Source organism: Streptomyces sp. NPDC056347, from assembly GCF_042262625.1.
In the GTDB taxonomy this organism is placed as follows: Bacteria; Actinomycetota; Actinomycetes; order Streptomycetales; family Streptomycetaceae; genus Streptomyces.
In genome coordinates this window covers 1-16396 of record NZ_JBHJQP010000062.1, presented here as the reverse complement: position 1 = coordinate 16396, position 16396 = coordinate 1, and the positions used below count along the sequence as shown (strand labels likewise).

Sequence of the window (16396 nt, the reverse complement as noted above, 5' to 3'; positions counted from 1 at the left end):
GCATGGACGTCATGCCGCAGCACCCTCCGCAGCCCTCCGATCCCGACCGTCCGCCGCTCGACGCGTCCGCGTTCTCCGGCGCCACCGCGCTCTCCGCGCTCACCGGCCCGCCGTCGGCCGAACCCCCGCCACTCACGCTGCGTACGGCGCTGCGCCGGACGGCGCTGGGCGTGGTGGCGGGGGCGGTGCTGCTGACGGGGGCGGTGGTGGCCGTCCCGGACGGCGGGGGCACGGCCGGGACTCTGCCCGTGCCCGGCCCGGTCTCGCGGGCGATGGCGGCGGCCGCCGCGGGTGCGCCCGCCTCGCTCTCCGATCTGACGGCGCTGATCGGGGACCGGCAGCGGTGGGTGGACGCGCACCCGGACGACGCCGGGTCCTGGGCGGTGCTCGGTACGGCGTACGCGGAGTGGGGGCGGCGTTCGGCGGACTCCTCGTACTACGGGCGGGCCGAGCGGGCGCTGAGGCGTTCGCTGGAGGTCCGCCCCGTGGAGCGGGGAGACGCCGCGGCCTGGGTGGGGCTCGCGGCCCTCGCCGACGCCCGCGGCGATTTCGTCGCGGCCCGGAAGTGGGGCGAGGCGGCCCGGGCGCGGGAGCCGCAGCGGTGGACGGTGTACCCGGCGCTGATCGAGGCGTACGAGGGCCTCGGGGACCGGCGGTCGGCGGACGCGGCGGTGGAGCGGTTCGCGGCACTGCGTGCCGGGGCGCCCGCGCTGGTCCAGTCGGCGCGCAGGGACCGGGACCGGGGGCGGGCCGAGCGGGCGCTGGCCGGGGCCCGGGCCGCGGCGGACCGGGCCGCCACGCCGGCGCAGAAGGCGGAGTGCCTGTCCCTGCTGGGTGAACTGGCCCGGGACCGGGGCGAGCCGCAGGAGGCGCTGGCCCGGTACGACGCGGCGCTGCGGGCCGACCGGGACCACGATCCGGCGCTCGCGGGCCGGGCCGGGGCGCTGGTGGAGCTGGGCCGCGCCGAGGAGGCGAAGCGCGCCTACCGGGCTGTGCTGGCTCGGCAGCCGCGTCCCGCGTACATGCTGGAGCTGGGCGAGCTGTACGAGTCGCTGGGACGGGTCCGGGAGGCCGACCAGGAGTACGCGCGGCTGCGCGTGGCGCTCGACCGGGACGAGGAACGGGGCGTGGACAACGCGCTGCTGCGGGGGCGTTTCGAGGCCGACCACGGCGATCCGGACGCGGCGGTCGGGCTGCTGGAGGCGGAGTGGGCGCGCGGGCACCGCAGTGCGGCGGTCGCGGACGCGCTGGGCTGGGCCCGGTACCGCGCGGGCGATCCGTCCGGTGCGCTGGAGTACGCCGGCCGCGCGGTGGACGCGGGCGGGCGGAGCGCCTCGTACGCGTACCACCTGGGCGTGGTCCAGCAGGAGTTGGGGCAGGACGGAGCGGCGCGCCGCAGCCTGGAGGAGGCGCTGCGCGCCGGTCCGGGGTTCTCTCCGCTGGAGGGGCCCGCCGCCCGGAAGGCGCTGGACGCGCTGGACGGCCCGGACGCTCCCCCGGCGGGCGGCCCACAGGATGTGTAGGCCCGCGCCACCCGGCCGCCGGGCGCCTTCGCGGGGAGGCTCGGGGGCTCGGCGGGGCGGGGGGCGTGAACGAACGTGACACCCGGGCAGGGAACCGTCACGTCCAACGGCGGGGGGGTACCGCCCCGGCGGGGGTACCCCCTTCCGCGACCTGTCAGAGGTTGCCGCGCTTCTCCTGCTCGCGCTCGATCGCCTCGAACAGGGCCTTGAAGTTGCCCTTGCCGAAGCCCATCGAGCCGTGGCGCTCGATCATCTCGAAGAAGACGGTCGGGCGGTCCTGGACCGGCTTGGTGAAGATCTGGAGCAGGTAGCCGTCCTCGTCGCGGTCGACCAGGATCTTCAGCTCGCGCAGGGTCTCCACCGGCACCCGGGTCTCGCCCGCCCACTCGCCGAGGGTGTCGTAGTACGAGTCGGGGGTGTCCAGGAACTGCACGCCCGCAGCCCGCATGGCCCGTACCGACGCGACGATGTCGTTCGTGGCGAGCGCGATGTGCTGGACGCCGGCGCCGCCGTAGAACTCCAGGTACTCGTCGATCTGGGACTTCTTCTTGGCGATCGCCGGTTCGTTGATCGGGAACTTCACCTTGAGGGTGCCGTCGGCGACGACCTTGGACATGAGCGCGGAGTACTCGGTGGCGATGTCGTCGCCCACGAACTCCTTCATGTTCGTGAAGCCCATGACCTTGTTGTAGAACTCGACCCACTCGTTCATCCGGCCGAGTTCCACATTGCCGACGCAGTGGTCGATGGCCTGGAAGAAGCGCTTGGCGGGCGGCTCGACCATCGGGTCGGCGGCGACGAACCCGGGCAGGTAGGGGCCGTCGTAGCCGGAACGCTCGACCAGGGTGTGGCGGGTCCTGCCGTACGTGGCGATCGAGGCGAGCACGACGGTGCCGTGCTCGTCCTTGACCTCGTGCGGCTCGTCGATGCCGCGGGCACCGTGCTCGACGGCGTAGGCGTAGGCCGCGCGGGCGTCCGGGACCTCGATGGCCAGGTCGATGACACCGTCGCCGTGCTCGGCGACATGGTCGGCGAGGAAGCGGCCGTGGTCGGTGGCCGGCTTGATGACGGAGGTGAAGACGAAACGGGCCGAACCATTGGTCAGTACATAACTCGCCGTCTCGCGGCTGCCGTTCTCCGGTCCGGAGTAGGCGACCAGCTTCATTCCGAAGGCCGTCGAGTAGTAGTGCGCGGCCTGCTTGGCGTTGCCGACGGCGAAGACGACCGCGTCCATTCCCTTGACCGGGAAGGGGTCGGCCTGCCGGGCTGTTTCGGGGGTGGTGTGCAGAGTCTCAGTCATGTCCGAAGGCTCTCCCCGCTTCGCAAGGTGCGCAATAGTTTGCGTTTTCACTGGTCAATCTGCACAGCGAATCGGGATGATGGCCGGGCTATCTGTACATGATGACCATCACGTCGGCCTTGCGGGAGATGACTCATGGCGATCGATCGGCTGGACGGGCGGCTCATCGTGCTGCTGGCCCACGAACCCCGCATCGGCGTACTGGAAGCCTCGCGCAGGCTCGGGGTGGCCCGGGGAACCGTGCAGGCCCGGCTCGACCGGCTTCAGTCGAACGGAGTCATCCGCGGATTCGGTCCCACCGTCGATCCGGCGGCGCTCGGCTACCCGGTCACCGCCTTCGCCACCCTGGAGATCAAGCAGGGCCAAGGCGCCGACGTACGGGCCCACTTGGCGGGTGTGCCGGAGGTGCTGGAGCTGCACACCACGACCGGGCACGGCGACATGCTGTGCCGTCTCGTGGCGCGTTCCAACGCCGATCTCCAGCGGGTGATCGACCTGGTTGTCGGTTTTGATGGCATCGTCCGGGCCTCCACGGCCATCGTCATGGAGAACCCGGTGCCGCTGCGGATCATCCCGCTCGTCGAGCAGGCCGCGGAGGACCACGACTGAGCCGAGGAGTGACGCGTGAGCTTCTGGGAGTACCTGGGCAACCGGCACCAACAGCTGCTCGTCGACGCGTACCAGCACGTCAGCGCGGTGTTCCAGTGCATGGTCATCGCCACCGTGCTGGGCATCCTGATCGGGGTCGTCACCTATCGCAGCGGCTGGGCGGGTTCGCTGGCCATCACCTCGACGGCGGCGGTGCTCACCATCCCGTCCCTCGCCGCGATCGGTCTGCTCATCCCGCTGGTCGGCCTCGGGGTCGCCCCCACCGTGATCACCCTGACGCTGTACGGGCTGCTGCCCATCGTCCGCAACTCCATCGTGGGGCTGCGCGGCGTCGATCCCGCACTGGTCGACGCGGCGAAGGGCATCGGGATGTCGCGGCTGGCCCGGCTGTGCCGGGTGGAACTGCCACTCGCCTGGCCGCCGATCCTCACCGGCATCCGGGTCTCCACGCAGATGCTGATGGGCATCGCCGCCATCGCCGCGTACGCCTCGGGCCCCGGCCTCGGCAACGAGATCTTCCGCGGTATCGCCTCGCTGGGCAGCGCCAACGCGCTCAACCAGGTCCTCGCCGGCACGCTCGGCATCGTCATCCTCGCCCTGCTCTTCGACGCCGCGTACGTCCTGTTGGGGCGGCTCACCATCCCGAGGGGGATCCGTGTCTGAGACCGCCGACGAAAACGTCTCCGGCGCGGGCGACGCGGCCGGAAGCACCGCCGCCGGCATCACGGGATCCGGCTCCGGCTCCGGGAGGCCAACGTCCGGCGCGACCATTCAGCTGGAGGACCTGACCAAGCAGTACCCCGGCAATCCGAGCCCCGCTGTGGACAGCGTCTCGATGGACATCAGGGCCGGTGAGACGGTGATCCTCGTCGGACCGTCCGGCTGCGGGAAGTCCACCACGCTGAAGATGATCAACCGGCTGATCGAGCCGTCGTCCGGACGGATCCGGATCGGCGACGAGGACGTCACCGACATGGACCCGGTGAAGCTGCGCCGCAAGATCGGGTACGCGATCCAGTCGTCCGGGCTCTTCCCGCACATGACGGTGGCGGAGAACATCGCGCTCGTACCGAAGATGGTCGGCTGGTCCAAGTCGCGGGTGAAGGACCGGGTCGAGGAGATGCTCGACCTGGTGGGGCTCGATCCGCGCGAGTTCCACGGCCGCTACCCCCGGGCCCTCTCCGGCGGCCAGCAGCAACGGGTGGGCGTGGCACGGGCGCTGGCCGCCGATCCGCCGGTGCTGCTGATGGACGAGCCGTTCGGCGCGGTCGACCCGATCACCCGCGACCATCTCCAGGACGAGCTGATCCGGCTCCAGCACGAGCTGCACAAGACGATCGTCTTCGTCACCCACGACTTCGACGAGGCGATCAAGCTGGGCGACCGGATCGCGGTGCTTCGGGAGCGTTCGCACATCGCCCAGTTCGACACCCCGGAGGCGATCCTCACCAACCCGACGGACGACTTCGTCTCGGGCTTCGTCGGGGCCGGCGCGGCGCTGAAGCGGCTCAACCTCACCCGGGTCCGGGACGTGGAGATGGCCCAGTTCCCGACGGTGACGGTCGACGACCCGCTCCAGTCGATCTTCAACAAGCTGCGCAGCGGCCCGCACAACGAGCTGCTGATGCTGGACCGCAGGAACCGCCCGTACAAGTGGCTGCGGCGCGGCGACCTGATGCGGGCCCGGGGTTCGCTGGCCCGGGCCGGGCAGCTGGTGCACGACACGGTGACGCGTGACGGGACGCTGCACGACGCACTGGAGGCGGTGCTGACCGACAGCGGCGGGCGGGTCGCGGTGACCGGGCGGCGCGGCGAGTTCATCGGGGTCGTCGACATGCAGACGCTGATGAACTCCGTCCACGAGCTGCTGGAGGCGGACCGGCTCGCCGCCATCGAGCACCAGCACGACCTGGAGGAGCTGCGCAGCCACCAGACGGCGGCGGAGCTGGAAGGCGGTACGGGCGCATGACCCCCGGCTCGCCGCTGAATCCCGGCTCCCCCCGGCGGGCCCGTTCGGCTCCGCCCGTACCGTCCTCCGACAAGGACCGCCCGCCCGGTGAGCACGACGTCAAGGGCCATGCGTTCCGGGACGAGGAGGAGGAGCCGGCGCCGCCGCAGGCCGGGCCGCCGCGGCGGTTCACCTGGCGCAAGCTGCTGGTGATGCCGCTGGTGCTGGTGCTCGTGCTGGTCGTCACGTACCTGTGGATCAGCAACGTCCATCTCGACTCGATCGCGCGGAACTCGCTCACCGGCGGGAACGTGCAGCTGCGCTGGTGGCAGCATGTGCGGCTGACCGCGATCTCGACGTTCTGGGTGCTGGTCATCGCCATTCCGCTGGGCATCGCGCTGACCCGGCGCAGGCTGCGCAAGGGCGCCCCGGTGGTGACGGCGATCGCCAACATCGGACAGGCGACCCCGGCGATCGGCCTGCTGGCGCTGCTGGTGATCTGGCTGGGCATCGGGCCGACCACGGCGATCATCGGCATGGTGATCTACGCGGTGCTGCCGGTCTTCTCCAACACGGTGGCCGGGCTCCGGGCGATCGAGCCGAATCTGGTCGAGGCCTCGCGCGGCATCGGGATGTCGGCGACGGGCACGCTCACCAAGGTCGAACTGCCGCTGGCCGTACCGCTGATCCTGGCCGGGGTGCGGACCGCGCTGGTGCTCAACGTGGGCACGGCGACCCTGGCCACGTTCGTCGGCGGCGGCGGGCTGGGCGACCTCATCACCTCGGGCATCCAGACGCAGCGGATGCCGGTGCTGGTGCTCGGTTCCGTACTGACGGTGGTGCTGGCGCTGCTGGTGGACTGGCTGGCCTCGCTGGCCGAGGTGGCGCTGACGCCGCGCGGACTGGAGGTGGGGTGATGGCCGGGAACGCGCGGAAGGTGCGTACGGGGCTGGCGGGGGCACTGGCCCTGGCGCTGGCGCTCTCCGGATGCGGACTGAAGAGCGGCTCTCCGATGGCCGACGACGTGGTGCCGGGATCGGTGGGGCGGGGCGAGCCACTGCACGGCGCCTCGCTGACCGTCACCTCGAAGAACTTCAGCGAGAACATCGTCCTGGGCCAGATGATCGGCCTGGTCTTCAAGGCCGCCGGTGCCGAGGTCCTGGACCGGACGAACCTGCCCGGCTCGATCAGCGCCCGCGAGGCGATCGTCAAGGGCGACGCCGACGCGATGTACGAGTACACCGGCACCGGCTGGATCACCTACCTGGGGCACGCGAAGCCCATCCCCGACCCGCACCGGCAGTGGGTGGCGGTCCGGGACGCGGACCGGAGGAACGGGGTGACCTGGCTCCCCCAGTCCACCCTCAACAACACCTACGCGCTCGCCATCAGCCGCAGGAACAACGCCAAGTACCACCTGCGGACCCTCTCCGACGTCGCGGCGCTGTCGAAGAAGGACCCGTCGGCGGTGACACTCTGCGTGGAGAACGAGTTCGCCTCCCGCGACGACGGGCTGCCCGGCATGCAGAAGGCGTACGGGATGTCGCTGCCGGCCTCCAACATCAAGAAGATGGACGCCGGGATCGTCTACACCCAGGTCTCCAAGTCCGACTCCTGCCTGCTGGGCGAGGTGTTCACCACGGACGGCCGGATCCGGGCGATGGACCTGGAGGTGCTCGTGGACGACAAGCACTTCTTCCCCAACTACAACGCGGCGCCGGTGATCCACACCAAGACCTTCGACAGGTACCCGCAGATCGCCGCCCTCCTCGACCCGGTCAGCAGGAAACTGACCACCGAGGTCGCCCAGAGCCTCAACGCCAAGGTGGACGTGGACGGCCAGGACCCGCACGAGGTGGCCAAGGACTGGCTGATCCAGGAGGGCTTCATCAAGCAGCGCTGATCCGATGCAGAGCTTTCTTTGCAACGAATCCCTTGCAAAGGAAGCTTTGCAAGCTTACGGTTCCGGCATGCCCGAAACACCGGACGGCGCCGAATCCCCCGCCGAGTCCTCCGTCGATGCCCCGGACCTCCACAAGGTCGACGCCCGCTCGCTGCGCGGGCTGGCCCATCCGCTGCGGCTGCGACTGCTGGGCGCGCTGCGGGAGTTCGGACCCGCCACCGCCTCCGCCCTCGCCGCCCGGCTCGGCGAGTCCAGCGGTGCCACCAGCTACCACCTGCGGCAACTGGCGGCGTACGGCTTCGTCGAGGACGACCCGGAACGCGGCAAGGGCCGCGAGCGCTGGTGGCGGGCCGCGCACCGGGGCACGGTCTTCGACAGCGGCCGGTTCCTGACGCACCCGGACCCCGAGGTGCGGGGCGCCGTCGGCGTCGTCATGCACGAGATCGCCACCGCCCACGCCCGGGAGCTGAACACCTGGATCGGCACCATGCGCGAATGGCCCGAGGAATGGAACGAGGGCTGGGACATCAGCGACTTCCAGATGCGCCTCACCCCGGACCTCGCCCTGGAACTGATCGGGAAGGTCCACGAACTCATCGAGAGCTACCGGGACCTGGTCCCGGAGGGCACCGAGGGCGCGGCCAACGTCCGCAGCCATGTGCACCTCTTCCCGCGCCCCGCGGAGTAGGCCCCCCGGGCCCGTTCCCGTACGAACCGACGCCGCGCGAACCGGTTCCCGCACGAGCCGGTTCCCGCGTGAGCCGGAGCAGTGCCAACGGGAGCCGTACGAACCGACGCCGCCCGACCGTGAGGACCCCGCCATGCACTCCGACACGCACCTGCTGCTGCACCGCCTGCGCATCGCCGAACCCCCGCTCCACGCACCGGAGTTCCCCTTCGTGACCCCGCGTCCCGGGCTGCGCACCCGGCTGGGCTGGGCCCTCGTCGAGCTGGGCCTGCGCATCCTGCCCCGTCCCCCCGTCCGCCCGCTCACCACGAGCACCGCGGCGTGAACGTCCCGGTCCGCCGCGGCCGTGTTCCGCTCGTCGCCGTACTGACCGCCAACTCCATATCCACGGCGGGCACGTCGCTCACCGCGATCGGGGTGCCCTGGTTCGTCCTGGAGACCACCGGGAGCGCCGCCCGGGCCGGGGTGGTCGCCTTCTGCGCGACCCTGCCGATCGTGGTCGCCGCCCTGATCGGCGGGCCGGTCATCGACCGGATCGGGCGGCGCCGGGTCTCCGTCGGCTCCGACCTGGTGTGCGGCCTCGCCGTGGCCGCCGTTCCGCTGCTGCACCGCGCCGACGCCCTCGCCTTCTGGGCGCTGTGCGCGCTGATGGCGGTCGGCGGGCTGCTGCACACGCCCGGCAGCACCGCCCGCTACGTGCTGGTGCCGGATCTCGCCGCGCACGCCGGGATCACCCTCGCCCGCGCCGCCAGCCTCTTCGACGCCGTGTCACGCGGCGCCAGGATGGTGGGAGCGGCGCTGGCCGGTGTGCTGATCGCGGTGGTCGGCGCGGAGTCCGTGCTGCTGCTGGACGCGGCGACGTTCCTGGCCTCGGCGCTGCTCGTCGCGGCGGGTCTGCGGGGCCTGGCGGCGGCCGAGCCGCGCCGGGCAGCGGCACCTGTCTCGCTGCGCGCGTACCGCACCGAACTCCGTGAGGGGTTCGCCTATCTGGCGGGGCATCGGCTGCTGCTCGCGGTGGTGGTGACGGTCCTGTTCATCAACGGCACCGACCAGGGCTGGAACGCCGTCCTGCTGCCGGTGCACGCCTCCGCCGAGCTCGGCGGTCCCACCGCCATCGGGCTGCTCGCCGCGCTGTTCGGCGCGGGCGGGCTGACCGGCGCGCTGCTCTACGGGGCGGTCGGGCACCGCTTCTCCCGGCGGGCCGTGTTCACGGTGTGCCTGCTGCTGTGCGGGCCGCCCCGGTACGTGGTCGCGGCACTGACCGGGACGACGCTGCCGCTGGCCGTGACCATGGCGCTGAGCGGCATCGCGGGCGGAATGCTGAACCCGATCCTGACGACGGTGATCTACACGGCCGTCCCCGACGAGCTGCGCAGCCGGGTCTCCGGGGTCCTCACCGCGGGCGGCGAACTGGCCATGCCGGTGGGCGGGCTCGCGGCCGGGCTGCTGGTCGGGAGCGCGGGCGCCGACGGCGCGCTGCTGGCGATGGGCGGGGTCTACCTGCTGGCGACCCTGGGCCCCCTGGTGTTCCCGGCGTGGCGCGCCATGGACGGGGCCGGGGGCGTACCGGCGTCCAGGAAGGTCAGCAGCTCGGAGGCTTCCCGTTCTGGTTGAGGGTGCGGAGCGCGCCGACGGCGTCCTTCAGGGTGGTGACCGGGATCAGACGCAGGCCCTTCGGGAGCTCGGCCTTCGCCTCCCGGCACTCGGCCTTCGGGACGAGGAAGACGGTCGCCCCGTCGCGGCGCGCGGCCTGGGTCTTCAGCGAGACGCCGCCGACCGCGCCGACCTTGCCGTCCGGCTGGATCGTGCCGGTGCCCGCGACGGCGCGGCCGCCGGTGAGGTCGCCGCCGTGGCCGTCGCCGTCGAGCTTGTCGACGATGCCGAGCGCGAAGAACAGCCCGGCGCTGGGGCCGCCCACATCGGCGAGGTGGAGGGTGACGTCGACCGAACCGGGCTTCTTCCCCAGGTAGCCGAGGGCGGCCTCGACCGCGTCGTCCTGCGACTTCACCATGTCGTCGAGGTTGTGCTTCTCGATCTCCTTCACGGAACCGCCGGTCGGGTAGACGGAGTCACGGGGCAGCACCGCCCGGTCCGTACGGAACCAGCTGTCGACCACGTCACCGATGCCGACGTCGGCATCGGGGCCGGTCGCGACGATCGTCGTCATCCGCAGCTCGCCCCTGGTGGGGCGGGTCGGCGCACCCTCGATGCTGATCACGGGCTTGCCGTGGTCGGTCCCGAGCACGTTCGCCGTCGTACCGGGCTGCGCCAGGGTGAAGGGCAGCGGCGCGAAGGCGGCCACCCCGAACAGGGCGAGGACGGGCACGGCGCACAGGGCGAGGGCACGGGGGCGAGAGAGACGAGTGAGCACCCGCCCAATCTAACCGGCCCCCGTCACGACCCGGGCATCGTGCCGCCCGGCCGTGCGGCCGGACACCCGGGGCCGGCCCGCACACCCGCGGGTCCCGGGACCGGCCGTACGTCCACGGCGTCCCGGACCCGGCCGAACACCCATAGGACCCCGGACCCGGCCGTACATCCACCGCGCCCCGGACCGGCCGAACACCCATAGGACCCCGGACCCGGCCGTACATCCACCGCGCCCCGGACCCGGCCGTACACCCATAGGACCCCGGACCCGGCCGTACATCCACCGCGACCCGGACCCGGCCCCGGGCGCCTACCGCAGCGCCTCGGCGACCTCTCGGGCGGCGTCCACCACGCGGGGGCCGACCCGCTCGGGCACCGAGTCCGCGAGCATCACCACGCCCACGCTGCCCTCGACCCCGGTCACGCCCATCAGCGCGGCGGCGGCCCCGCTCGCCCCGGTCTCCAGCTCACCGTGGGTCAGGGTGAAGGCGGTCTCGCCGACCGGCTTCTGGCGGGCGGCGAGGATCGCCCGGCCCGCGGCGCCCCGGTCCAGCGGATGGCGGAAACCCGCCCGGTAGGCCACGTGGTAGTCCGTCCAGGTCGGCTCCACGACCGCCACGGCCAGCGCGTCGCTACCGTCGACCAGGGTGAGGTGGGCGGTGGCCCCGATGTCCTCGGCCAGCGAGCGCAGCGCGGGCAGCGCGGCCTCCCGGACCAGTGGATGCACCTGGCGTCCCAGCCTCAGCACCCCCAGCCCGACCCTGGCCCGGCCGCCCAGGTCACGGCGTACCAGGGCGTGTTGTTCCAGCGTGGCGAGCAGACGGTAGACCACGGTCCGGTTGACACCGAGTCTGTTGGACAGCTCGGTGACGGTCAGACCGTGGTCGGTGTCGGCAAGCAGTTTCAGGACCCTGAGGCCCCGGTCGAGCGTCTGGGAGGTCTCCGCGGTCACGACGCCCTCTCCTCTTTGGGTGAGCGGCGGCGGCTGGTCCCCACGGAATGTGAGCCGCCGGTCCCAGCGGCGACGCACGGAGAGGCCGCCCGCCTGGCCAGGCACCGGCTGCGCCCCGGGGCGGCTCTGCCACGGGGCGTTTATTCGGGGGACAGTAGCGAGCGAGTCCGCTCAGCGGAAGAGCTCGTCCAGAATCCGGGCGCTGTCCGGAACGAGGTTGGCTTGAACCCGTATAAGCGCCGGTCAGCGGGGCGCCGACCGCCTCCGCGCGATCTACGCGCGTCCAGGTCGGCCGACGCCTTCGCGGTGGTTCTCCCGCCGTACCTGAAAGGCCCTCAGGTCACGGTGAAGGACTGCTGCACAATTTTCCCGTTGACGAGCACCTCGCAGGCCCGGATCGACCGGGTCGCCGGGTCGCGGACGGTGAAGTCGAGGGCGAAGGTGCCGTCGAGTCCGACGATCCGGGTGACGTAGCCGTCGGAGGTCTGTTTCCCGTCGGCGGTGCGGCCGGTCACCGATACGGTGGCGACCGGGGCGAAGCCGCGGCCGGTCACCTGGACCGTCGTGCCGGCCGGGCCCTCGGGCGGTGAGAGGGCGAAGGCCGGTCCGGCGGGCACGGTCCCGTCCTGGACGGTGAACGCCGCCGTCTCGGTGCGCGGGTTGACGAGCACCTCGCGGACCCGGAGGGCGACGGTGTCGGCCGCGTTCACCTTGAAGGTCTGCGAGAAGGCCCCGTCCAGCCCGACCACCTTGGTGCGCACCGGGTCGGAGGTCTGCGATCCGTCGGCCCGCAGCCCGACGACGGAGACGGTCGCCACCTTCGCGAAGCCCTGTCCGATCACGGTGACCGAGGTGCCCCGGGGTCCGGCCGAGGGGGTCAGCACGATGAAGGACGGGGCGACGGTGAGCGGGGTGAGCACCTGCGTTCCCCCGGCGGTGACCTGGAGCGCGTAGTCGTTGCGCGGGGTGGAGCCGGCGACGGTGACCGTGCCGGAGAGTGTGCCGTCGGCACCGATCCGGAGCGTGGAGCCGGTGATCCGGGCGCTGTCGCAGGTGCCGCCGTCGGCGCCGCAGAGCGCGGCGGCGGGGGTGGTGCCGCTGGGCCAGTCGCCGCCGGAGACGGCGATCGTCCCGCCGGGTTTGACCTTCGCCGCGCCCGCGGAGAGCGTCGCGGAGGCGTCGGTCACGGTGAACGGCGTGGTCAGTACGGTGGCCGGATCGTTGCCCTCGTCGACCTGGATCGCGGCGATGGCCGGGTCGGAGACGGTGAACTCGGCGCTGAACGTGCCGTCGGCGGTGCTCTTCGTGTAGACGGCGGTGTCGTCGAGGGTGGCCCCGTTCGCGTCCAGGCCCACGGTGTTGATCCACCGGTCCTGGAAGTAGTTGCCGCCGGTGACCGTGACGACGCTGCCGAGCGGGGCGGCGGCGCGGGAGAGCGCGATGGACCGGGGGCCGGTGGGGGCGAAGGCCCTGACCGTCAGTGGCGCGGTCGCCTCCTTCGTACCGTCGCCGACCTTGACCAGGTACGAGCCGTCCGGGACGGTCCCCGCGGCGGCCAGCACGGCAGCTCCGCTCAGCTCCCCCGAGGCGCTGATGGCGAGCGTGCTGGAGGCGAACTTGCCGGGGTCGCAGCCGCCGCCGTCCGCCGCGCAGAGCGAGGGCACGGGGGTGGCCCCCGCGGTCCACAGGCTGCCGCTGAGGGCGACGGCGGTGGACGGCCGTACGGCGCCGGCGGGCGCGTTCAGGGTGGCCGGGTGGCCCGCGGTGCCCTCGGCGGTGACGGTGCCGACGGAACCGCCGCCGCTCACCACGTCGCAGGGGGTCTCGTAGGTGGAGCCGAGCACCTTCGTACGGGTCAGGTTGCGGACCGGGGTGAAGGAGATCGGGCCGCTCGCGGCGGCGGGGATCAGGAAGTCGCCCTCGTACGGCGGGATCTCGATGGGTTTGCCGGACGGGATGTTCAGGTTGATCTGGGGGCCGGTGACGGTGACCGTGCCGGTGGCGCCGCCGGACATGGCGAGGTCGATGCTGGGGGTGGTCGGCACGTCGTTCAGGCTGAGGCCGCTGGTGGCGGGTGACGGGCCGAGGGTGACCTTGGCGTGCACCTTGCCGCCCGGGTCGACGATCGAGGGCGAGAGGTCGACGCTCATCTGCTGCGGCCCGGTCGCCTGTCCCTGGCCGGCGGGCAGGGAGCAGTGGACGGTCGGGGTGACGGTGCCGGCCGCGGCGGCGGGCGCGAGGGCGACGGTGCCCCCGGTCCAGACGAGTACGGCCCCGGCGGTGAGGGCCACGGCGCGGCGCAGCGCGGCGCCCGGCCCCTGTTCTCTTCTCAGAGGTCGCACGGACTGTCGCACGGACATACAACTCCTCCAGGGAAATTCCTGAATTCGGGACGGAGGCGCCCGCCCGCTCCGATGCGATACGGAGCGGGCGGGCGCCTCCGGGAATTTCTTTTCGTTCCGGATCCCTTTTCTCGGGGGATCAGAGAAGGGTGAGGGTGAGGGTGGCGCTGTAATCTCCGGGCCGGGTGGTCGGGGGGACGGTGAGGGTGAGATCGGCGTCGGCGTCGAACCGGCCGCCGGTGAACGGGCGGCTGCCGTCCGGGTCCATCCGGCACAGGCTCGCCGCCGTGCTGCCGAGCGCGGTGGGCGAACCGGCCACCGGTACGCCCACGCTGCCCTGCTGGGCGGTGCAGCGCGGGGTCCACCGGACGGCGCCGGCCGGGACGGAGGACCCGCCGCCGGCGGTGAAGGCGGTGAGGGTGGCGGTCAGGGACCAGCCGCTGTCGACGCCGCGGGCGTCCTCCACCTCGACCCGGTTGAGCCGGGAGCGCTGCACACCGCTGCCGGTGCCCAGGACGGTCGTGCCGAAGTCGACCGTGTCGCCGTCCTGGACCATGGACAGGGTCCCGGCCCGGACCGTGGTGTTCAGCTTCTGGTCGGCGCCGGAGCCGTCCCCGCCGCCGTCGTCCGAGACGGTGAACGGGGCGGTGCGCACGGTCGCCGGGTCGTTGCCCTCATCGGCCTGGACGGCGACGACGGCGTCGGAGATCACCGTGAACTCGACGGAGAAGGTGCCGTCCGGTGCGCTCTTGGCGTAGACCGCGCTGTCGTCGAGGCCGGTGCCGCTCGCGTCGAGGCCGATGACGTTGATCCAGCGGTCCGGGTTGTAGTTCCTGCCGCTGACGGTGATCACGCTGCCGACCGGGCCGCGGCTTCGCGAGAGGGAGATCTCCCTCTCGCCGGCCGCGACGGCCTTGACGGTGAGGGGGGCGGTCGCCTCCTTCGTGCCGTCGTTGACCTTCACCTCGTAGGTGCCGTCCGGCACCGCGCCGGACTCCGCGAGGGTGGCCGTGCCGTGCAGGGTGCCGTCGTCGCCGATGCCGAGGTCGCCGGCCTTGAACTTCAGCGGGTCGCAGCCGCCCCCGCCCGCCGCGCAGAGCGAGGGGACCGGGGTGCCGCCGGGCGTCCAGCCCGAACCGCCCAGCTCCACCGCGGTGCTGGGGCGTACGGGGCCGGTGGGCGCGGTCAGGGTGGCGGGGGTGGAGCCGGTGCCCTCCACGGTGACGGAGGCGAGGCCCGCGCCGCCGTCGACGACGTCGCACGGCGTCGCGAAGACCGAGCCGAGCACCTTGGTCTGGGTCAGGGTGCGGGCGGCGGCGAACGAGACCTCCCCGGAGGCGTTCGCGGGCACCAGGAAGTCGCCCTCGTACGGCGGGATCTCGATGGGTACCCCGGCGGGGATGTCCATGGTGATCTCGGGGCCCCGCACCGTGACCGTTCCGCCCGCCCCGCCGGACAGGGCGAGGTCGATGCTGGGGATGGTCGGCACGTCGTTCAGCGGGAGGCCGCTGGTGGCGGGGGACGGGCCGAGGGTGACCTTCGCGTGCACCTTGCCGCCGGGCGCGACGACCGCGGGCGACAGCTCGACGGTCATGTCCTGCGGCCCGGTCGCCTCGCCCTGGCCCGCGGGCAGGACGCAGTGGACGGTCGGGGTGATCGTGGCGGCCGCGGCGGGCCCGTCCGCGAGGGGGACGGCCTGGGCGCTCGCCCCGGCGCAGCCCAGCGTCAGTGCGAAGCAGGCAGCGAGCAGACCGGTCGCGCCGGGTCTTCGTCGTCGTATCACCAGACACCCCTCCATGGCCGGATGGCCCGTTGATTGCGCACATTGAGGGGGCCGGGTGCACAGAAGTCAAGAGAGAACCGGTTGATCCTTCGGCCGGCCGTTCGGCCCCATCTGAAATGCCCGAAAAGCATTTCCACGGGAATTTCAAGTGCCTCTGTCGCCATCTATTGACTTCTGTGAAGGCCGCCGTTTCACTGCATCAAAATGCCGGGCCCGGCGCACAGATATGCGGATACAAATGAAGATTGATCCGAAGCGGAGAGGCCGGAGGAAGAGCGGTCCGATCCGCTTCGGTGAGTCTTCGGCGAATCCGCGGAATTCAGAACCGGAAGGGGTTCTCCCGTCATGTCGTCGAACCGAAGACGCGTACCACTCGTCCTGGCCGCGGCCTGTGCGGTGGCCGGCGCGCTCGCCCTGGCCCCGGCCGCCCACGCGGTCGCCCCGCTCGCCGTGACCGCCACGTACGACTGCGGCACCTGGGGCAAGGGGCAGGCCACCCTGACCGCCGCCGACTCGGGTACGGCCAAGACCATCAAGATCACGTCCAGCGCGATCACCATGCCGGCGGGCACCACCGCCGACCCGAACAGCATCACGACGACGCTCAAGCTCACCAGGACCTCGGGCGGCGTCACCAGCGAGGTGCAGTTCTCCGGCAAGACCAACCCCGGCATGAGCGGCGGCAACCCGATCACCCTGGGCCCGCTGAAGCTCACCTCCGGCACCCTGGCGGCGGGTGACAGCACGGACTCCAAGGTGCTGTCCGCGCCCCCGAGCGGCACCAACTGGTCCCTGCAGATCGTGGCGTCGTCCCCGACGTCGGCCACGGTGCCGTGCGTCGCCACGGCCCTGCAGTCGGCGCCGCACGTCTGGTAACCCCGCCGGACGGCCCCACCCCGTCCCCCGGGGACGGAGCGGGCCCGGTCACTTAAAAACAAATACCAGCCCACAAAACCCCCGTTTAACGGGTATTCCGAG

The 16396-nt window shown here is 72.2% G+C and carries 15 protein-coding genes; 10 read left to right on the top strand and 5 right to left on the bottom strand.

Annotated features, from left to right (window positions below; translation table 11 throughout):
- Nucleotides 1-2 precede the first annotated feature (2 nt).
- Nucleotides 3-1523 (top strand): tetratricopeptide repeat protein, encoded by a 1521-nt coding sequence (locus ACFCV8_RS16595; RefSeq protein ID WP_376686056.1) that lies wholly within the window; start codon nt 3-5, stop codon nt 1521-1523.
- 154 nt (nt 1524-1677) lie between these two features.
- On the opposite strand, the gene hppD is transcribed toward ACFCV8_RS16595, so the two are convergent.
- Entirely contained in the window at nt 1678-2823 is a 1146-nt protein-coding gene (gene hppD, locus ACFCV8_RS16590; protein ID WP_376686055.1) for a 4-hydroxyphenylpyruvate dioxygenase, read from the bottom strand.
- A 135-nt stretch (nt 2824-2958) separates the two neighbouring features.
- Between hppD and ACFCV8_RS16585 the strand changes: the two genes are divergently transcribed.
- The 8 genes from ACFCV8_RS16585 to ACFCV8_RS16550 all read left to right on the top strand — a co-directional run bounded on the left by ACFCV8_RS16585 (nt 2959) and on the right by ACFCV8_RS16550 (nt 9585).
- Nucleotides 2959-3432, top strand: a complete 474-nt coding sequence (locus ACFCV8_RS16585; RefSeq protein ID WP_376686054.1) for an Lrp/AsnC family transcriptional regulator — start codon at nt 2959-2961, stop codon at nt 3430-3432.
- A 15-nt stretch (nt 3433-3447) separates the two neighbouring features.
- Nucleotides 3448-4095 carry an ABC transporter permease gene (locus ACFCV8_RS16580; protein ID WP_376686053.1) on the top strand — a complete coding sequence of 216 codons (648 nt, stop codon included), beginning with the start codon at nt 3448-3450 and terminating at the stop codon, nt 4093-4095.
- Nucleotides 4096-4153: 58 nt separating this feature from the next.
- Nucleotides 4154-5401 carry an ABC transporter ATP-binding protein gene (locus ACFCV8_RS16575; protein WP_376686080.1) on the top strand — a complete coding sequence of 416 codons (1248 nt, stop codon included), beginning with the start codon at nt 4154-4156 and terminating at the stop codon, nt 5399-5401.
- Entirely contained in the window at nt 5398-6297 is a 900-nt protein-coding gene (locus ACFCV8_RS16570; RefSeq protein WP_376686052.1) for an ABC transporter permease, read from the top strand. The genes ACFCV8_RS16575 and ACFCV8_RS16570 overlap by 4 nt, the downstream gene beginning before the upstream one ends.
- Nucleotides 6297-7283, top strand: a complete 987-nt coding sequence (locus ACFCV8_RS16565; RefSeq protein WP_376686051.1) for a glycine betaine ABC transporter substrate-binding protein — start codon at nt 6297-6299, stop codon at nt 7281-7283. The genes ACFCV8_RS16570 and ACFCV8_RS16565 overlap by 1 nt, the downstream gene beginning before the upstream one ends.
- Before the next feature lie 67 nt (nt 7284-7350).
- The gene (locus tag ACFCV8_RS16560; RefSeq protein ID WP_376686050.1) at nt 7351-7971 is read left to right on the top strand and encodes a helix-turn-helix domain-containing protein; all 621 of its coding nucleotides are present in this window, start codon (nt 7351-7353) and stop codon (nt 7969-7971) included.
- Between the two features lie 133 nt (nt 7972-8104).
- Nucleotides 8105-8296: a hypothetical protein gene (locus ACFCV8_RS16555; protein ID WP_376686049.1), complete on the top strand. Its 192-nt coding sequence runs from the start codon at nt 8105-8107 to the stop codon at nt 8294-8296.
- The gene (locus ACFCV8_RS16550) at nt 8293-9585 is read left to right on the top strand and encodes an MFS transporter (protein ID WP_376686048.1); all 1293 of its coding nucleotides are present in this window, start codon (nt 8293-8295) and stop codon (nt 9583-9585) included. The genes ACFCV8_RS16555 and ACFCV8_RS16550 overlap by 4 nt, the downstream gene beginning before the upstream one ends.
- Here the strand turns inward: ACFCV8_RS16550 and ACFCV8_RS16545 are convergent.
- The 4 genes from ACFCV8_RS16545 to ACFCV8_RS16530 form a co-directional block, all read right to left on the bottom strand.
- The gene (locus tag ACFCV8_RS16545; protein ID WP_376686047.1) at nt 9554-10342 is read right to left on the bottom strand and encodes a S16 family serine protease; all 789 of its coding nucleotides are present in this window, start codon (nt 10340-10342) and stop codon (nt 9554-9556) included. The two genes, ACFCV8_RS16550 and ACFCV8_RS16545, sit on opposite strands and share 32 nt — an antisense overlap.
- A 309-nt stretch (nt 10343-10651) precedes the next feature.
- The gene (locus tag ACFCV8_RS16540; RefSeq protein ID WP_352273703.1) at nt 10652-11293 is read right to left on the bottom strand and encodes a helix-turn-helix domain-containing protein; all 642 of its coding nucleotides are present in this window, start codon (nt 11291-11293) and stop codon (nt 10652-10654) included.
- A gap of 335 nt (nt 11294-11628) precedes the next feature.
- On the bottom strand, nt 11629-13653 hold the full coding sequence (locus ACFCV8_RS16535; RefSeq protein WP_376686046.1) for a hypothetical protein: 2025 nt from the start codon (nt 13651-13653) through the stop codon (nt 11629-11631).
- 121 nt (nt 13654-13774) lie between these two features.
- Complete coding sequence (locus ACFCV8_RS16530; protein ID WP_376686045.1) at nt 13775-15418, bottom strand: hypothetical protein; 1644 nt, start codon at nt 15416-15418, stop codon at nt 13775-13777.
- 345 nt (nt 15419-15763) lie between these two features.
- Here ACFCV8_RS16530 and ACFCV8_RS16525 point away from each other — a divergent pair, with 345 nt between their 5' ends.
- Nucleotides 15764-16294: a hypothetical protein gene (locus ACFCV8_RS16525; RefSeq protein ID WP_376686044.1), complete on the top strand. Its 531-nt coding sequence runs from the start codon at nt 15764-15766 to the stop codon at nt 16292-16294.
- Nucleotides 16295-16396: the final 102 nt, after the last annotated feature.

What these genes read in the sequence shown, in the direction of transcription:
- ACFCV8_RS16570 (WP_376686052.1), top strand. Translation starts at nt 5,398, where the DNA reads ATGACCCCCGGCTCGCCGCTGAATCCCGGCTCCCCCCGGCGGGCCCGT.
- ACFCV8_RS16535 (WP_376686046.1), bottom strand. Translation starts at nt 13,653, where the DNA reads ATGTCCGTGCGACAGTCCGTGCGACCTCTGAGAAGAGAACAGGGGCCG.
- ACFCV8_RS16565 (WP_376686051.1), top strand. Translation starts at nt 6,297, where the DNA reads ATGGCCGGGAACGCGCGGAAGGTGCGTACGGGGCTGGCGGGGGCACTG.
- hppD (WP_376686055.1), bottom strand. Translation starts at nt 2,823, where the DNA reads ATGACTGAGACTCTGCACACCACCCCCGAAACAGCCCGGCAGGCCGAC.
- ACFCV8_RS16585 (WP_376686054.1), top strand. Translation starts at nt 2,959, where the DNA reads ATGGCGATCGATCGGCTGGACGGGCGGCTCATCGTGCTGCTGGCCCAC.
- ACFCV8_RS16595 (WP_376686056.1), top strand. Translation starts at nt 3, where the DNA reads ATGGACGTCATGCCGCAGCACCCTCCGCAGCCCTCCGATCCCGACCGT.
- ACFCV8_RS16560 (WP_376686050.1), top strand. Translation starts at nt 7,351, where the DNA reads ATGCCCGAAACACCGGACGGCGCCGAATCCCCCGCCGAGTCCTCCGTC.
- ACFCV8_RS16525 (WP_376686044.1), top strand. Translation starts at nt 15,764, where the DNA reads ATGTCGTCGAACCGAAGACGCGTACCACTCGTCCTGGCCGCGGCCTGT.
- ACFCV8_RS16555 (WP_376686049.1), top strand. Translation starts at nt 8,105, where the DNA reads ATGCACTCCGACACGCACCTGCTGCTGCACCGCCTGCGCATCGCCGAA.